The organism is Pseudomonas yamanorum (assembly GCF_900105735.1).
In the GTDB taxonomy this organism is placed as follows: Bacteria; Pseudomonadota; Gammaproteobacteria; order Pseudomonadales; family Pseudomonadaceae; genus Aquipseudomonas; species Aquipseudomonas yamanorum.
In genome coordinates, this window is the sequence record NZ_LT629793.1 from 3,294,095 (window position 1) to 3,311,318 (window position 17,224).

The window sequence follows — 17,224 nt, forward strand, 5'->3', positions numbered from 1 at the left end:
TAGAAATCAACATTCACCATCACAACGATGGAATGCTCATTTCTAAGCTTTCAAAACTTTCAGAAGCAGTAGTGGTGGAGCCAAACGGGATCGAACCGTTGACCTCCTGCGTGCAAGGCAGGCGCTCTCCCAGCTGAGCTATGGCCCCGTATTTCTACAGGCGTTTCCCACACAAAATTGGTGGGTCTGGGCAGATTCGAACTGCCGACCTCACCCTTATCAGGGGTGCGCTCTAACCAACTGAGCTACAGACCCAATTTCGGGCTGCTTCTTATCGTCTTCTTCAATGAATCAAGCAATTCGTGTGGGAACTTATGGAGCAGCTGATGTCGTCGATTAAGGAGGTGATCCAGCCGCAGGTTCCCCTACGGCTACCTTGTTACGACTTCACCCCAGTCATGAATCACACCGTGGTAACCGTCCTCCCGAAGGTTAGACTAGCTACTTCTGGTGCAACCCACTCCCATGGTGTGACGGGCGGTGTGTACAAGGCCCGGGAACGTATTCACCGCGACATTCTGATTCGCGATTACTAGCGATTCCGACTTCACGCAGTCGAGTTGCAGACTGCGATCCGGACTACGATCGGTTTTCTGGGATTAGCTCCACCTCGCGGCTTGGCAACCCTCTGTACCGACCATTGTAGCACGTGTGTAGCCCAGGCCGTAAGGGCCATGATGACTTGACGTCATCCCCACCTTCCTCCGGTTTGTCACCGGCAGTCTCCTTAGAGTGCCCACCATTACGTGCTGGTAACTAAGGACAAGGGTTGCGCTCGTTACGGGACTTAACCCAACATCTCACGACACGAGCTGACGACAGCCATGCAGCACCTGTCTCAATGTTCCCGAAGGCACCAATCTATCTCTAGAAAGTTCATTGGATGTCAAGGCCTGGTAAGGTTCTTCGCGTTGCTTCGAATTAAACCACATGCTCCACCGCTTGTGCGGGCCCCCGTCAATTCATTTGAGTTTTAACCTTGCGGCCGTACTCCCCAGGCGGTCAACTTAATGCGTTAGCTGCGCCACTAAGAGCTCAAGGCTCCCAACGGCTAGTTGACATCGTTTACGGCGTGGACTACCAGGGTATCTAATCCTGTTTGCTCCCCACGCTTTCGCACCTCAGTGTCAGTATCAGTCCAGGTGGTCGCCTTCGCCACTGGTGTTCCTTCCTATATCTACGCATTTCACCGCTACACAGGAAATTCCACCACCCTCTACCATACTCTAGCTCGTCAGTTTTGAATGCAGTTCCCAGGTTGAGCCCGGGGATTTCACATCCAACTTAACGAACCACCTACGCGCGCTTTACGCCCAGTAATTCCGATTAACGCTTGCACCCTCTGTATTACCGCGGCTGCTGGCACAGAGTTAGCCGGTGCTTATTCTGTCGGTAACGTCAAAACAGCAAAGTATTAATTTACTGCCCTTCCTCCCAACTTAAAGTGCTTTACAATCCGAAGACCTTCTTCACACACGCGGCATGGCTGGATCAGGCTTTCGCCCATTGTCCAATATTCCCCACTGCTGCCTCCCGTAGGAGTCTGGACCGTGTCTCAGTTCCAGTGTGACTGATCATCCTCTCAGACCAGTTACGGATCGTCGCCTTGGTGAGCCATTACCCCACCAACTAGCTAATCCGACCTAGGCTCATCTGATAGCGCAAGGCCCGAAGGTCCCCTGCTTTCTCCCGTAGGACGTATGCGGTATTAGCGTCCGTTTCCGAACGTTATCCCCCACTACCAGGCAGATTCCTAGGCATTACTCACCCGTCCGCCGCTCTCAAGAGAAGCAAGCTTCTCTCTACCGCTCGACTTGCATGTGTTAGGCCTGCCGCCAGCGTTCAATCTGAGCCATGATCAAACTCTTCAGTTCAAACATCTTTGGGTTTTTAAGAAACCCTAAACTTGGCTCAGCAATCGTTGGTTACATCTTTGATTTCTCGCGGAGTAACTTGTGATGCTGATAATCTTGTTGACTATCAGTCTGACTCCACAAGCACCCACACGAATTGCTTGATTCAGTTGTTAAAGAGCGGTTGGTTAAGATCTTTCGTCTCAACCGAGGCGCGCATTCTACAGCAGCCTCTGTTGCTGTCAAGCGGTTTTTTTAAGAAGTTTTCAAAGTTTCCTTTGTAACTTCAACCACTTGCGCTTCCGATCTCTCGTTAGCGGGAGGCGAATTCTACAGCGTTACACGCTGCTGTCAACACCTCTTTTTCTCCGCTTTCGACCGAGAAGATCGAACCGTTAATAGGGCTAAACAACACGTCCCTATCAACTCCTTCTGGCCTTCGATGATCTGAAGCAGCTCGCTGTCGAAACCTACATAACTCTTTGTTTACCAAGGAGTTTTCCGTTTCGACTGCGCCGGAAGTGGGGCGAATTATAGACTTCCAGAATCTGCCGTCAACCCTTAATTCAGGATTTCTATCAAATAGGCACTTCTGACTAAAATTCGACCAACTCTCTTCTCTATAGAGAGCCTAAACAGCCCTCTATATAGAAGAGGGCCCTCAGATGACTCCAGCCTCCTTTAGAGCCGATACACTCGCAGGCGTCAAACCCAGCACTTGCTGCAGCACCTGATGGGTATGCTCACCCAATAGGGGCGGCGCACTACGATACTCAACGGGCGTCTTGGACAAGCGCATAGGACTGGCCACCTGGGGCACCATCCCTGCCAACGCATGAGGCAACTGCATCGCCAACCCACGCGCCTTAACCTGAGGATCGGCAAACACCTGCGCCAAATCATTGATCGGCCCACAAGGCACACCCACCCGCTCCAGCTGAGCCACCCATTCAGCAGTGGTCTTGAACACAGTAGCCTGACGAATTAACGGAATCAGCGTCGCTCTATTGGCCACTCGCAGCTTATTAGTGGCAAACCGAGGATCATCTGCCCACTGGGGCTGCCCAGCCACCTCGGCAAACTTGCGGAACTGCCCGTCGTTACCCACAGTAAGAATGAAGTCGCCATCCGCCGTAGGAAAGTCCTGATACGGCACGATATTCGGATGAGCGTTGCCCAAACGCTTAGGAGAGACTCCCGTCGTCAGGTAGTTCATTGCCTGATTAGCCAGACAAGCCACCTGCACATCCAGCAGCGCCATATCGATATGCTGACCACCGCCGTCATGATCCCGGTGAGCCATGGCAGCCAGAATCGCAACCGTTGAATAGAGCCCCGTAAGGATATCCGTCAGTGCTACCCCCACCTTGACCGGCCCGGCGCCGTCTTCACCCTCAGGGCGGCCAGTCAGACTCATCAGCCCGCCAAGCCCCTGGATCATGAAGTCGTAGCCCGCCCTCGTCGCATAGGGCCCAGTCTGGCCAAACCCGGTAATAGAACAGTAGATCAACTCCGGATTGATCTCCTTGAGCGACTCATAGTCCAGCCCGTAGGCCGCCAAGCCCCCAACCTTGAAGTTCTCGATCAGAATGTCGGACTTCGCCGCCAAGTCACGCACCAGCTTCTGACCCTCCGGCCGTGTGAAGTCGATCGTCACCGACTCCTTGTTACGATTGGCCGATAGGTAATACGCCGCCTCAGTGGTGTTCTCCCCATAGGCATCCTTAAGGAAGGGCGGCCCCCAGGCACGGGTGTCGTCGCCATTGCCGGGCCGCTCAACCTTGATCACTTCAGCGCCGAGGTCCGCCAGTATCTGCCCGGCCCAAGGGCCCGCCAGCACTCGCGACAAATCCAGTACCCGCAGGTGCGATAGCGCGCCCATGGTCGCTCTCCTATTAATAGAACGCCTGAATACCGGTTTGCGCGCGCCCCAAGATCAGCGCATGCACGTCGTGGGTGCCCTCATAGGTGTTTACCACCTCAAGGTTGACCAGGTGACGGGCAATGCCGAATTCGTCGGAGATGCCGTTCCCACCGAGCATGTCACGCGCCATCCGGGCAATGTCGAGGGACTTGCCACAGGAGTTGCGCTTCATGATCGAGGTGATTTCCACCGCCGCAGTGCCTTCATCCTTCATGCGACCCAACCGCAGGCAACCCTGCAAGGCGAGGGTTATCTCAGTCTGCATGTCTGCAAGCTTCTTCTGGATCAGTTGGGTGGCCGCCAAGGGACGCCCGAACTGTTGACGATCAAGGGTGTACTGACGCGCGGTATGCCAGCAGAACTCCGCAGCACCCAGCGCGCCCCACGAGATCCCGTAGCGTGCCGAGTTAAGGCAAGTGAACGGTCCTTTCAGGCCACGCACATCCGGGAAAATGTTCTCCTCAGGAACAAACACGTTATCCATGACGATTTCACCAGTGATCGAAGCGCGCAATCCGACCTTGCCGTGGATCGCCGGAGCACTCAGGCCTTTCCAACCCTTTTCCAGGACGAAGCCGCGGATGTCGCCTGCATCGTCCTTGCCCCACACCACGAACACGTCTGCAATCGGGCTATTAGTGATCCACATCTTGCTGCCGGTGAGGCTGTAGCCGCCATCCACCTTACGCGCACGAGTAATCATCGCGCCCGGGTCGGAACCATGGTTAGGTTCTGTCAGACCAAAGCAGCCAATCCATTCGCCAGAGGCTAGCTTCGGCAGGTATTTCTGCTTTTGCGCTTCGGTGCCGAACTCATTGATAGGCACCATCACCAGCGAGGACTGCACACTCATCATCGAACGGTAGCCGGAGTCCACGCGCTCGACCTCACGTGCGATCAGGCCATAGCTGACGTAGTTCAAGCCGCTGCCACCGTACTGCTCTGGAATCATCGCCCCCAGCAAGCCGGTCTCACCCATTTCGCGGAAGATCGCAGGGTCGGTCTTTTCATGACGGAAGGCTTCGAGCACACGCGGCGCCAGCTTGTCCTGGGCGAACTGCTCGGCACTGTCGCGCACCATGCGCTCTTCTTCGGTGAGCTGTGAATCCAGCAATAGTGGATCGATCCAGTTGAAGCTTGCCTTACCGCCCATGAGCGAGTCCTCGCGAAGTAAATCAAAAGTCGTGCATGGAGCCTAGGCCGGGCAAGCGAGGAGGGCAAACGAGGTTTTTGCATAGGCTTGTGCTAATTTCTCACTCCGAAACATCAGAAACCCGCTTATAAGCTATTTACTTGTGAGGCCACGGTACATGCGTAGAAAGATTCCCAGTACCACAGCATTGGTGAGTTTTGAGGCAGCAGCCCGCCACGAGAGCTTTACCAAGGCGGCGCAGGAGCTTTCAATTACCCAAGGCGCAATCTGCCGACAAATCGCTAGCCTTGAGGAGTTTTTAAGTGTCGAGCTGTTTCGACGCTCACGCCGAGGCGTAAAGCTGACAGAGGCGGGCCTTTCGTATAGCCGCCGGGTGGCTACGCAGCTGGACGCGGTCGAGCGCGACACTTTGTCAGTCATGGGCCAGCAGGGCACCAACGTAATCGAACTGGCGGTGGTGCCGACCTTCGGCACCCAGTGGCTGATCCCGCGCCTCAAGGACTTCCAGCACCAACACCCGGAGGTCACCGTCAACCTCACCAACCGCACACGGCCTTTCCTGTTCGCCGATACCGAATTTGACGCCGCGATCTACTTTGGCGATGCCGACTGGTCCGGCACCGAATCCCACAAACTGATGGGAGAAAACCCGCTTCCGGTGTGTAGCCCACGCTTGCTGGGTGAGCGTACGCACTTCACCGCGCAGGAAATCGCCGAACTGCCCCTGCTGCAGCAAACCACCCGACCCTATGCCTGGCGCCAATGGTTCAACGCGCAACAGCTGGACATACCCCGCGACATGACAGGCCCGCGTTACGAGCTATTCTCCATGTTGTCCCAGGCAGCCATGCACGACATGGGCGTCGCACTGATCCCGCCGTTCCTTATTCAGGGGGAATTGAGCGAAGGGCGCCTGGTGGTCGCCAGCCCTCAGGTATTGGCCAGTTCAAAGGCTTACTACTTGATGATTCCCGAGAGAAAAGTCGAATCTGCTTCTCTTCACGCATTCAGGGACTGGCTGATCGATCAGTCAAAACGCTATAACCCCGATATATAAAGGGAAAGACCAACTAACTGACTCTGTAGTCAGATTAAAAAAATACCTACATATGTATATATATGTCGCAATTTAGAAGACCGCATCTTTGACCCCTGAAAAAGCTTCAAAGCCATGCTCATATTGGCCTGTAGCCATAAAGTCACAACCATACACAACCATTCACATCGGCGATGGAAAAACGCTCATATTTCAGCTGAAACCCTTTAACCCTATGTATTCAAAAGGCTTATACCCAAGAATTGCGACAATCAGTCACAGGGTGACTTGTAGTTAATTTTTCGTCACCCGTCATAATCTCTTGAAGGCCGTAAAGTTCGCCTGCAAAATGCCGCGCCCCGCTGTATTTCAGCGGGATCGTGCTGATCGGCCGCCCAGATGCACCTCATTGCGGTGCACTGGCCTTTTTACAAAATCAAAGCAAAAAGATCATGCAGGAGATTTGACGTGCACATTGGTGTTCCTCTCGAAACCCAGACCGGTGAAACGCGGGTGGCTGCCACCCCGGAAACCATCAAGAAGCTGATCGGCCAGGGCCATAAGGTTACTGTGCAAAGCGGGGCGGGCATCAATGCCAGTGTCGTCGACAGTGCCTATGAAGCGGCAGGCGCAACCATTGGCAGCGCCAGTGATGCATTCGGCGCCGAGTTGATCCTCAAGGTGGTTGCCCCCAATGAAAGCGAACTGACGCTGATCAAAAGCGGCACCGTGCTGGTGGGCATGCTCAATCCGTTCAGCAACGAAACCATCACCCGATTGGCCGAACATGGCGTCACGGCCTTTGCCCTTGAAGCCGCGCCGCGCACGTCCCGCGCGCAGAGCCTGGATGTGTTGTCTTCCCAGGCAAACATTGCCGGCTACAAGGCTGTATTACTCGCCGCCCATCACTACCCACGCTTCATGCCAATGCTGATGACCGCCGCCGGTACGGTAAAAGCCGCCCGCGTGTTGATTCTCGGCGCAGGCGTAGCGGGGCTGCAGGCGATCGCTACCGCGAAACGTCTGGGCGCGGTCATCGAAGCGTCCGACGTGCGTCCGGCCGTAAAGGAACAGATCGAATCCCTGGGCGCCAAGTTCGTTGACGTGCCGTACGAAACCGATGAAGAACGTGAATGCGCCGTCGGTGTCGGCGGCTACGCGCGCCCGATGCCAACAAGCTGGATGCAGCGTCAGGCCCTGGCCGTGCATGAGCGTGCCAAGCAAGCCGACATCGTCATCACTACCGCATTGATCCCGGGCCGCAAGGCACCGACCTTGCTCAGCGCCGAGACCGTGGCACAGATGAAGCCAGGCTCAGTGGTCATCGACCTCGCTGCAGCCCAAGGCGGCAACTGCCCGCTGACCGTGGCAGACCAGGTGGTCGTGGAACACGGCGTGACCATCTGTGGCCCGACCAACCTGGCCGGCGCCGTCGCAGCCGACGCCTCGGCGCTGTATGCGCGCAACCTGCTGGACTTCCTGAAGCTAGTCTTCACCAAGGAAGGGCAGTTTGAAATCAACCTCGAAGACGACATCGTCGCCGCGTGCCTGATGTGCCGCGACGGCCAAGTCATCCGCAAAAACGCCTAAGCAGGGATTCAGACGATGGAAGAGCTTATCTCCCCCGGTATCTACAACCTGATCATCTTCGTGCTGGCAATTTATGTCGGTTATCACGTGGTCTGGAACGTCACCCCGGCCTTGCATACCCCGCTGATGGCCGTGACAAACGCGATTTCAGCGATCGTGATCGTCGGCGCCATGCTGGCAGCTGCACTCACCGTGACGCCGCTGGGCAAGACCATGGGTACCCTGGCCGTGGCCCTCGCGGCGGTCAACGTGTTCGGTGGCTTCCTGGTTACCCGCAGGATGCTTGAGATGTTCAAGAAGAAAGCCCCGAAAGTAAAAGAAGAGGCGCCGAAGTAATGAGCATGAATCTGGTCACGACGCTCTACCTGATCGCGTCGATCTGCTTTATCCAAGCCCTCAAGGGCTTGTCACACCCAACCACTTCGCGGCGCGGCAACCTGTTCGGCATGCTCGGTATGGCGCTGGCAGTCCTCACCACGGTGGGCCTCATCTATAAGCTCGGCGCGGAGCTGGCGACTGCCGGCATCGGCTACGTCATCGTTGGCCTACTGGTCGGAGGTACCGCTGGCTCAATCATGGCCAAGCGCGTGGAAATGACCAAGATGCCGGAGCTGGTAGCGTTCATGCACAGCATGATTGGCTTGGCTGCGGTGTTTATTGCGATTGCCGCCGTAGTCGAGCCGCAATCCTTGGGCATCGTCAAACACCTGGGGGAGTCGATCCCCGCCGGCAACCGCCTGGAGTTGTTCCTCGGTGCAGCCATCGGTGCAATTACCTTCTCCGGCTCGGTCATCGCCTTCGGCAAGCTGTCGGGCAAGTACAAGTTCCGCCTGTTCCAGGGAGCACCGGTACAGTTCGGCGGTCAGCACAAGCTGAATCTGGTGCTGGGTCTGTTGACGCTGGGCCTGGGCCTGGCCTTCATGTTCACCGGCAATCTCAGCGCTTTCGCATTGATGCTGGCCCTGGCATTCGTGCTGGGCGTGTTGATCATCATCCCGATTGGCGGCGCCGATATGCCGGTGGTCGTCTCGATGCTCAACAGCTACTCAGGCTGGGCGGCGGCGGGTATCGGCTTCTCGCTGAACAACTCGATGCTGATCATCGCCGGCTCGCTGGTGGGCTCAAGCGGCGCAATCCTGTCGTACATCATGTGTAAGGCGATGAATCGCTCCTTCTTTAATGTGCTGCTCGGCGGTTTCGGCAACACGGCAGACGCCGCCGGCCCGGCTGGTTCGAAAGAAGCGCGCCCGGTGAAGTCCGGCTCGGCTGACGACGCGACCTTCCTGCTGACCAACGCCGACACCGTTATCATCGTACCGGGCTACGGCCTCGCGGTAGCCCGGGCGCAACATGCGCTGAAAGAGCTGACCGAGAAGCTGACTCACCGCGGCGTGACCGTGAAGTACGCGATCCACCCGGTTGCCGGCCGTATGCCTGGCCACATGAACGTGCTGCTGGCCGAGGCAGAAGTGCCTTACGACCAGGTGTTCGAGATGGAAGACATCAACTCCGAGTTCGGCCAGGCCGACGTGGTGCTGGTGCTCGGCGCCAACGATGTGGTCAACCCGGCCGCCAAGAATGATCCAAAGTCGCCCATTGCGGGCATGCCGATCCTCGAAGCGTTCAAGGCCAAGACCATCATCGTCAACAAGCGCTCGATGGCCAGCGGCTATGCCGGCCTGGACAACGAACTGTTCTACCTGGACAAGACCATGATGGTCTTCGGCGATGCCAAGAAGGTCATCGAAGACATGGTCAAGGCCGTCGAATAAACACTGCGCCAGCGCAATACCCAAAACCCTGGCCTTTAGTAGGCTGGGGTTTTTTATTGCTGATAGAAAACCGACAAAAGGCTCTAAATCGCTGCCTGGCATTCGACCATGGTAGCGGGACGAAACTTTTTGAAATCACTAGACTGCGCATCTTGCTTCCGTAGCCCGAGATAACAATCCATGTACCGTGATCGTATCCGCTTGCCTTCGTTGTTGAACAAGGTCATGAGCGCGGCTGACGCTGCCGCACTGATCCAGGACGGCATGACCGTCGGCATGAGCGGCTTCACCCGCGCCGGTGAAGCCAAGGCCGTGCCTCACGCCTTGGCCGAACGCGCCAAGACATCACCGCTGAAAATCACCCTGATGACCGGCGCCAGCCTGGGCAACGACCTGGACAAGCAACTGACCGAAGCCGGTGTACTGTCGCGACGCATGCCATTCCAGGTAGATAGCACCCTGCGCAAGGCGATCAATGCCGGCGAGGTGATGTTTATCGACCAGCATTTGTCGGAGACCGTCGAGCAACTGCGTAACAATCAGCTCAAGCTGCCGGACATTGCGGTAATCGAAGCCGTAGCGATCACCGAGCAAGGCCACATTGTGCCGACCACTTCCGTTGGCAACTCCGCCAGTTTCGCGATTTTCGCCAAGCAGGTGATCGTCGAGATCAACCTGGCACACAACCCGAACCTGGAAGGTCTGCACGACATCTATATCCCAAGCTATCGCCCGACTCGCACACCGATTCCGTTGGTGGCCGTGGACGACCGCATCGGCAGTACCGCAATCCCGATCCCGCCGGAGAAGATCGTCGCGATCGTCATCACCAATCAGGCGGATTCGGCCTCCACCGTGACGCCGCCCGACAGCGACACCCAGTCGATCGCCAATCACCTGATCAACTTCCTTAAAGAAGAGGTCGACGCCGGACGCATGACGAATAAGCTCGGTCCGCTGCAGGCAGGCATCGGCAACATTGCCAACGCAGTGATGTGTGGCTTGATCGAGTCGCCGTTCGAAGACCTGACGATGTATTCGGAAGTCCTCCAGGATTCCACGTTCGACCTGATCGATGCCGGCAAGCTGAGCTTTGCCTCAGGCAGCTCGATCACATTGTCGGAACGGCGCAACGCCGACGTGTTCGGCAACCTGGACCGCTATAAAGAGAAGCTCGTGCTGCGACCCCAGGAAATCTCCAACCACCCGGAAGTGGTGCGCCGCCTGGGCATCATCGGCATCAACACTGCGCTGGAGTTCGACATCTACGGCAACGTCAACTCCACCCACGTCTGCGGCACCCGGATGATGAACGGGATCGGCGGCTCGGGCGACTTTGCGCGCAACGCGCACCTGGCGATCTTTGTTACCAAGTCGATTGCCAAGGCCGGCGCGATTTCCAGCGTGGTGCCAATGGTCAGCCATGTGGACCATACCGAGCATGACGTCGATATCCTGGTGACCGAAGTCGGCCTGGCCGACCTACGGGGCCTTGCGCCGCGGGAGCGGGCTCGGGTCATCATCGACAACTGCGTGCACCCGGCCTACCGCGATGCCCTGAACACGTACTTCACCCAAGCCTGTGCACTAGGCGGTCACACCCCGCATATCCTGCGAGAAGCCCTGAGTTGGCACATCAACCTGGAAGAAACCGGGCACATGCTGAAGGCGTGATTGATACAGATTCGGACTGATGCAAGCACAGTTTCATCAGTCCGGGTTTCCAAATTCAATTTTTATAAAAAACTGTACTGCTGTACCGGTCATTTCCTACCGAAAAATCCTACCCATACCTCAAAAATCACCTAAAACGCACCATTAAAGTGCTCATAGGTACAGTTGCCCCAATTTCGTACAGTACAGCCTGTATAAACAGTTAACTGGCCCCTCACAATACAAGTGAACTGTATCTAGAGAGTATTGCGCCGGAGGAGGATCATTGGCATCAGTTAAACCACTACCTAATCCCGCCACAAGCGGAAGGATGTCATCATGGAACGTACACTCAGTTCCGATCTGTTCTTCGAAGAAAAAGCTGTAAACACCCAGGCTTCCCTGCCTCTGCGCGTTCTCGCCAACCTGATGTTGTGGCAGCGCCGCATCTCCAGCCGCCATCAACTGGCTCGTCTGGATTCGCGTCTGCTGGCTGACGCCGGTATCAGCGAAGCACAACGCTACGAAGAGCTGAGCAAGCCGTTCTGGCGCTAATTAGCGTCCGCTGGCCCTGACCCACCGGGTCCACCGCCAGCACTCTGAATTGTGAAAACAAAACCCGCCCCGGGTAACCGGAGGCGGGTTTTGTCGTTTCTGGGATCTGGGGTTTTTGAGGGTGAAAACAGTATGCTTTGATATGGACAAGTACAGTTTAAAAAACATAACAATTAAGCAGTACAATTAAGACTCGGTGTATCTGTACTGGTATTACCTTCCAGCCCAACATGGTGTTCCAGAACCTCATAAAAGGCGCTCGCCATGAATACCCAAATCCAGCAACGCCCTCTGTTGATACGGCTACTCAAGCGCACGACCGCGGCGCTTGCTCGCTGGGAGCAACGTTCCCGCACGCGCAGGCTGCTGGCCCAGTTGGATCCGCGGGAATTGTCTGACGCTGGCATCAGCCACGGCGACCGAGCATCTGAGCTGTCCAAGTCGTTCTGGAGTGAGTAATCGCTTCGGGTGGCTATCCGAACAGATAAACGGCGGCTTAATATCCATTTACCACGTGGCGAACCCTGTAGAACGGGCGTCTGATGCCCATGGTCCTGCTGCTCACTTAGCGGCTTTGTGCCACCCTTATTCGTTCATCTACAGGAGTCACCCCATGTCCCGTCTTCGCCTGCTGAGCACTGCAGCCCTGCTGGCCCTGGCTGCCAATGCCAACGCCTCCAGCCTGATCGTGACCACGGACTCGATCGTCGGCGCACTGAAAGCCACCTCAGATGCGACTTCCGACGCCACATCCTCCTTGCGTGACAACAAGGTCGTGCGTGCTGCCCGAGACGACGCCGCCAGCTTCGTCGCCAGCGAGGGCGCGATCCGTGGCGTGAAGCTGGAAAGCGCCCTGGCCCAGATCCGCCAACAGGCCCCGCAACTGAACACCGCGACTGACGCTCAACTGGCCCAAGCGATCCTGGCCATCTGACCGCAGGCGAGGAAGAGGGGAGCGCCAAGCGCTCCTTGAACCCTCCGCGCTGGCTCTCGCACGGGCATTACGCTAGCCTTGGCGCTCGTTTTCAGTTGTCGAGTCCCATGGCTTTTTCATACCGCCTGTTGATCGTTCCCGTACTATTTTGCGCCTGCTGGTCCACGCAGGTTCTGGCCTTTGACCTGTCCACCCAGAGCCTCGTTGTCAGTGCGTACGCCACCAGCAAAGTGACCTCCGCACCGTTCGACCATAAACTGATACTGGCTGCCCAGGATGACGCTGCCGCTTTCATTGCCACTGACGGCCAATGGCGGGGAGCCCGACTGGAATCAGCGCTGGATTATCTGCGCCATACCCAGCCAAAACTTAACGCCAGTGACCTTGAACTGGCGCAAGCAATTCTCGTCCAATAATCATCTTTGTATTTCGGAGTCATTCCATGCGTAGCCCGCTGATCGCCGCCGCTCTTGGCCTGCTGTTATTGGCCGGTGTTGCCCAGGCACAAACCCTGAAGGCCACCAGTAACATCATCGTCCGCGCTTCGGCCCGTACCATCGATTTCACGTCGGACACCACCACGTCCATCCGGGACTCCAAAGTCGTACGCGAAGCCCATGACGATGCCGCCAGTTTCGTCGCCAGCAATGGTGAGATTCGCGGCGCTCAACTGGAAGCCGCCTTCGACACCCTGCGGACCCGCGTGCCGGAAGCCCGCGACGCCAGCGACCAGGTCCTCGCCGAAGCTATCCTCTCTCTGTGAGGCGCATTGCCGCCTGGCTACTGGCCGGCACCTTGCTGCTGGGCGCCAGCGCGGCTCAGGCCGCTCTGCAACTACGGCTCAAGACCGATGGCTTGAGCCCGGCCCAGCAGCAGGCCAGCCAGGCATTGCTGGATGAAGCGATGCTGGCGTTGCCGCCACGCTTCATTGAGCAACTGGACCGGACCATCGACGTCGGCTGGACCGATAAGATGCCCGAGAACGCCTACGGCCAGGCCTCGCTGGTGTCCGAACTGGACCTCAACAGCAACCTGTTGGAAAGCCTCACCGACGGCAGCGCCGCGACGCAAAAAACCAATCGCCCCCACGGCACCGTGCGCCGGGAAATGCTCGCCACCGTGCTGCATGAACTGACCCACATCTACGACCGTGCCCGCCTGTGGTCCAGCGCTGACCGCAAGCTGATCCAGCGTTGCAGCCGCCAGAACAACATCACCGGCCTGATCGGCCTGCCCGATCAATGCCGGGGCCAGAACGACCGTCGCTTTACCCTCAGTGATGACCCGCGCCTGCTGGACCTCGCAGGGTGGCCGCAATACGTCGGGCGCCGCGGCGAACGTGAACAGAACAACCACCAGGTGGCTCGCAGCCCGGACATCTACGAAACCACCAGCCCGCTGGAGTTCGTCGCGGTCAACATGGAGTACTTCCTCCTCGATCCGAGCTACGCCTGCCGTCGGCCTTCGCTGTACCGCTATTACAAGGAACACTTTGGCTGGGCACCGCCCGCCAAGGACACCTGTGCGAAAACCTACGCCTTCCTCAACGCCGGCAACGACTTCGCCAAGACGCCACTGGGCCAGGTCGACCCCGAGCGGGTCTATGAAGTCGACTACCTGCTGGCCGAGGCCAACCAGAACCTGGTGAGCCGCTGGGGCCACAGCATGCTGCGCCTGGTGATCTGCGCCCCGGGCCGGCCACGGGGCCCGGATTGCCGGCTGGACCTGGATCAGCACCTGGTTCTGTCCTACCGCGCGTTTGTCGGTGACGTACAGCTTTCAAGCTGGGACGGCCTGATCGGCAAGTACCCGTCGCGGCTGTTCGTGCTGCCGTTGTCCCAGGTCATCGACGAGTACACCAAGACCGAACTGCGTGGCCTGGCCTCGGTGCCCCTGAAACTGACGCGCCAGGAGATCAACGACACCGTCGAGCACGCCGCCGAAATGCACTGGAGCTACGACGGCAACTACTTCTTCATCTCCAACAACTGCGCAGTGGAGAGCCTGAAACTGTTACGCAGCGGCAGCGCCAACCCGCAGTTGACCGGCCTGGACAACATCACGCCCAATGGCCTGCTGGAAGTCCTCAAGGGCCGGGGCCTGGCCGATACCAGCGTGCTGGATGACAAAAAACGCGCGCTGCGCCTGGGCTATCACTTCGACTCCTTCCGCGAGCGTTACCAGGCGATGTTCGAGGTCCTGAAAAAGCGCCTGCCGATCAAACAGGCTGAAGTGGAGGATTGGTTGTCCCTGAGCGCCGAGGAACGTCGCCCATGGTTTGCCGAAGCCGACCTGCGCACCAGCGCGGCCTTGCTACTGTTGGAGCAGGCGAGTTTCCGCAAGCAACTCATGCTGGCCCAGGATGAAGTCAAACAGCGCTACCTCGGCGCCCGGGAGCTGAAGAACGGCGGCATGGAAAAGGCCAACGCCACCTTGCAGCAGATCCTCGCCAACAGCGGCTTCCTCAGTCGCCCGGCAGAGCTGCTGGGCACCAGCGGTTACGGCTTGCCCCAGCCGACAGAATCCAAACGCCTGGAGTCAGAAAGCGCCGCGCGCCAGAAGCAGTTACAGTCGCTGACCGGCGATCTGGACAAAGAGGTGAGGGCGCTGCTGGAACCAGCCCGCGCGGCGGAGATTGCCGCATGTGAAGCCAACCTCAAGCAACTAGGCGAGCACTTGCGCGCACTGCACAAGGCCTCCGGCGGGTTCGAACTGCCCTAGAGCGTTTCTCCGTCTTCTTCCGGTAGTTGCTCATCCAGATGCAACCACGGCAATCGGCTCTCTACCCAGATGTGCCGATCTGCCGGGGCCAGCTCCGGGTGATCCAGGGTTGCGATGGTCACATCGATACTCTCGGAACTCAGCTGCGTCACCAGCGCCAAGTGCGCCCCACAGTTAGAACAGAAATACCGCACCCACGTCGACGAAGAATCGTACTGCGCCGGCGTTCCCGCCACCCAGACGAACGCGGAACGGGGCAGGGTGATCCAGGTTGTCACCAAGCCGCCGCTGACCCGCCGGCAAATCGAACAGTGGCAGTGGGCAATATCCACCAACGCCCCGCTGAACTGATAACGCACCCGCCCGCAATGGCAGCCGCCTCGGTGTTGCTCATGCATGCTCTGTCTCCCACGTCCTTATTTCATACAGGACCAGTCGTCCATTCAACGTAGCCCGTTTCTTAAGCGAAAGCTGGCTGAAAGCTTCCGGGACTAGGATCGCCCACCACTACCGGCAACAGACCGGTTGTTAACAACAACAATGGTGATTCCCGATGTCCGCTCGTACCCGCCTCTTTGCCCCGACTCCACCCGTACGCCTCGTGCTGTTCGTTCTGCGCTGACCCAACCGGTTCGCCATTCCCTAGCCGCGCTACGCCTGGAGTATTCCTATGCTGACTTTCCTTGGCTTTGCCATGGTCATCACGTTCATGTTCCTGATCATGACCAAGCGCCTGTCTGCGCTGATTGCCCTGATCATCGTACCGATCCTGTTCGCGCTGTTCGGCGGCTTTGCGCCGAAGATCGGCCCGATGATGCTCGAAGGCATCACCAAGCTCGCGCCGACCGGCGTGATGCTGATGTTCGCCATTCTCTACTTTGCCCTGATGATCGACTCCGGCCTGTTCGACCCGGCTGTGCGCAAGATCCTCAAACTGGTCAAGGGCGACCCGCTGAAGGTCTCGGTCGGCACCGCCGTACTGGCCCTGGTGGTCTCGCTGGACGGTGACGGCGCCACCACCTACATGATCTGCGTGGCCGCCATGCTGCCGCTGTACAAGCGCATCGGCATGAGCCCGCGGATCATGGCCGGCCTGATCATCCTCGCCGGCGGCGTGATGAACATGACCCCGTGGGGCGGCCCGACGGCCCGCGCGGCCAGCGCGCTGCATGTAGACCCGTCGGATATTTTCGTACCGATGATCCCGGCAATGCTGGCGGGTGTGGTTGCGATCCTGGTAATTGCCTACATGTACGGCAAACGCGAACGCGCGCGCCTCGGCGAACTGCACCTGCACGGCGACGAGATCGACCACAGCGAAATCAGCGTTTCACAGTACCCGGATGCCCGCCGTCCAAAGTTGATCTGGTTCAACGGCGCCTTGACCCTGGCCCTGATGTGCACCCTGATCGCCGGCCTGCTGCCGCTGCCCGTGCTGTTCATGGTGGCCTTCAGTATCGCGATGATCGTCAACTACCCGTGCCTGCAGCAGCAGAAAGACCGCGTCGCCGCCCACGCCGGCAGCGTATTGGCGGTAGTCGGGTTGATCTTCGCCGCCGGTATCTTCACCGGCATCCTGTCCGGCACCGGCATGGTCGATGCCATGTCCAAGAGCCTGCTGGCGGTCATCCCTGATGCCCTGGGCCCTTACCTGGCCGTGATCACCGCGCTGGTGAGCATGCCGTTTACCTTCTTCATGTCCAACGATGCCTTCTACTACGGCGTTCTGCCGGTACTGGCCGAAGCCGCCAGCCACTACGGCATCACCGCCGTGGAAATGGCCCGTGCCTCGATCGTTGGCCAACCCGTGCACTTGTTGAGCCCACTGGTTCCATCCACCTACCTGTTGGTGGCCCTGGCGGGTATCGAGTTTGGCGATCACCAGCGCTTCACCCTCAAGTGGGCGGTGCTGGTGTGCCTGTGCATAATGGTCGCCGCTTTGCTGATGGGGATTTTTCCGCTGTTCAGCACTCTATAATCGTACAACTCACTGCGCCGGCTCTTAAGGCTGGCGCGGTCTAACACTCGCTCAA

General features: G+C 58.0%; 15 protein-coding genes, 2 tRNA genes and 1 rRNA gene. 12 read left to right on the top strand and 6 right to left on the bottom strand.

Annotated features, from left to right (window positions below; translation table 11 throughout):
• Positions 1-72 precede the first annotated feature (72 nt).
• From BLU46_RS15455 to BLU46_RS15480, 5 genes are all read right to left on the bottom strand, one after another.
• A tRNA-Ala gene (locus BLU46_RS15455) sits at positions 73-148 on the bottom strand.
• Between the two features lie 30 nt (positions 149-178).
• A tRNA-Ile gene (locus BLU46_RS15460) sits at positions 179-255 on the bottom strand.
• Positions 256-337: 82 nt separating this feature from the next.
• Positions 338-1,874 (bottom strand): 16S ribosomal RNA (locus tag BLU46_RS15465).
• 640 nt (positions 1,875-2,514) lie between these two features.
• Positions 2,515-3,735: a CaiB/BaiF CoA transferase family protein gene (locus tag BLU46_RS15475; RefSeq protein WP_017478005.1), complete on the bottom strand. Its 1,221-nt coding sequence runs from the start codon at positions 3,733-3,735 to the stop codon at positions 2,515-2,517.
• 13 nt (positions 3,736-3,748) lie between these two features.
• On the bottom strand, positions 3,749-4,930 hold the full coding sequence (locus BLU46_RS15480; RefSeq protein WP_010168706.1) for an acyl-CoA dehydrogenase: 1,182 nt from the start codon (positions 4,928-4,930) through the stop codon (positions 3,749-3,751).
• Positions 4,931-5,087: 157 nt separating this feature from the next.
• Between BLU46_RS15480 and BLU46_RS15485 the strand changes: the two genes are divergently transcribed.
• The 11 genes from BLU46_RS15485 (at position 5,088) to BLU46_RS15535 (ending at position 15,191) form a co-directional block, all read left to right on the top strand.
• Positions 5,088-5,987, top strand: a complete 900-nt coding sequence (locus tag BLU46_RS15485) for a LysR family transcriptional regulator (RefSeq protein ID WP_172834539.1) — start codon at positions 5,088-5,090, stop codon at positions 5,985-5,987.
• A 447-nt stretch (positions 5,988-6,434) separates the two neighbouring features.
• Positions 6,435-7,556, top strand: coding sequence for a Re/Si-specific NAD(P)(+) transhydrogenase subunit alpha (locus tag BLU46_RS15490; RefSeq protein ID WP_093203218.1), 1,122 nt, complete (start codon positions 6,435-6,437; stop codon positions 7,554-7,556).
• 15 nt (positions 7,557-7,571) lie between these two features.
• A complete protein-coding gene (locus BLU46_RS15495) occupies positions 7,572-7,892 on the top strand; it encodes an NAD(P) transhydrogenase subunit alpha (RefSeq protein WP_003187417.1) in 321 nt (106 codons plus the stop codon).
• The gene (locus tag BLU46_RS15500; RefSeq protein WP_093203222.1) at positions 7,892-9,328 is read left to right on the top strand and encodes an NAD(P)(+) transhydrogenase (Re/Si-specific) subunit beta; all 1,437 of its coding nucleotides are present in this window, start codon (positions 7,892-7,894) and stop codon (positions 9,326-9,328) included. The genes BLU46_RS15495 and BLU46_RS15500 overlap by 1 nt, the downstream gene beginning before the upstream one ends.
• 180 nt (positions 9,329-9,508) lie before the next feature.
• Complete coding sequence (locus BLU46_RS15505; protein WP_093203226.1) at positions 9,509-11,002, top strand: acetyl-CoA hydrolase/transferase family protein; 1,494 nt, start codon at positions 9,509-9,511, stop codon at positions 11,000-11,002.
• 318 nt (positions 11,003-11,320) lie between these two features.
• A complete protein-coding gene (locus BLU46_RS15510) occupies positions 11,321-11,536 on the top strand; it encodes a DUF1127 domain-containing protein (protein ID WP_003214752.1) in 216 nt (71 codons plus the stop codon).
• A 264-nt stretch (positions 11,537-11,800) separates the two neighbouring features.
• The gene (locus BLU46_RS15515; protein WP_093203230.1) at positions 11,801-11,995 is read left to right on the top strand and encodes a DUF1127 domain-containing protein; all 195 of its coding nucleotides are present in this window, start codon (positions 11,801-11,803) and stop codon (positions 11,993-11,995) included.
• A gap of 154 nt (positions 11,996-12,149) precedes the next feature.
• Positions 12,150-12,470, top strand: a complete 321-nt coding sequence (locus tag BLU46_RS15520; protein WP_017478000.1) for a DUF2388 domain-containing protein — start codon at positions 12,150-12,152, stop codon at positions 12,468-12,470.
• Between the two features lie 107 nt (positions 12,471-12,577).
• A complete protein-coding gene (locus tag BLU46_RS15525) occupies positions 12,578-12,886 on the top strand; it encodes a DUF2388 domain-containing protein (protein ID WP_017477999.1) in 309 nt (102 codons plus the stop codon).
• 26 nt (positions 12,887-12,912) lie between these two features.
• A complete protein-coding gene (locus BLU46_RS15530; RefSeq protein ID WP_003214760.1) occupies positions 12,913-13,233 on the top strand; it encodes a DUF2388 domain-containing protein in 321 nt (106 codons plus the stop codon).
• On the top strand, positions 13,230-15,191 hold the full coding sequence (locus tag BLU46_RS15535) for a DUF7844 domain-containing protein (RefSeq protein WP_063033686.1): 1,962 nt from the start codon (positions 13,230-13,232) through the stop codon (positions 15,189-15,191). Before BLU46_RS15530 ends, BLU46_RS15535 begins: the two co-directional genes overlap by 4 nt.
• On the opposite strand, the gene BLU46_RS15540 is transcribed toward BLU46_RS15535, so the two are convergent.
• Complete coding sequence (locus tag BLU46_RS15540) at positions 15,188-15,589, bottom strand: GFA family protein (protein WP_093203234.1); 402 nt, start codon at positions 15,587-15,589, stop codon at positions 15,188-15,190. The two genes, BLU46_RS15535 and BLU46_RS15540, sit on opposite strands and share 4 nt — an antisense overlap.
• Positions 15,590-15,861: 272 nt before the next feature.
• Between BLU46_RS15540 and BLU46_RS15545 the strand changes: the two genes are divergently transcribed.
• Positions 15,862-17,169 carry a CitMHS family transporter gene (locus BLU46_RS15545; RefSeq protein ID WP_017477996.1) on the top strand — a complete coding sequence of 436 codons (1,308 nt, stop codon included), beginning with the start codon at positions 15,862-15,864 and terminating at the stop codon, positions 17,167-17,169.
• Positions 17,170-17,224: the final 55 nt, after the last annotated feature.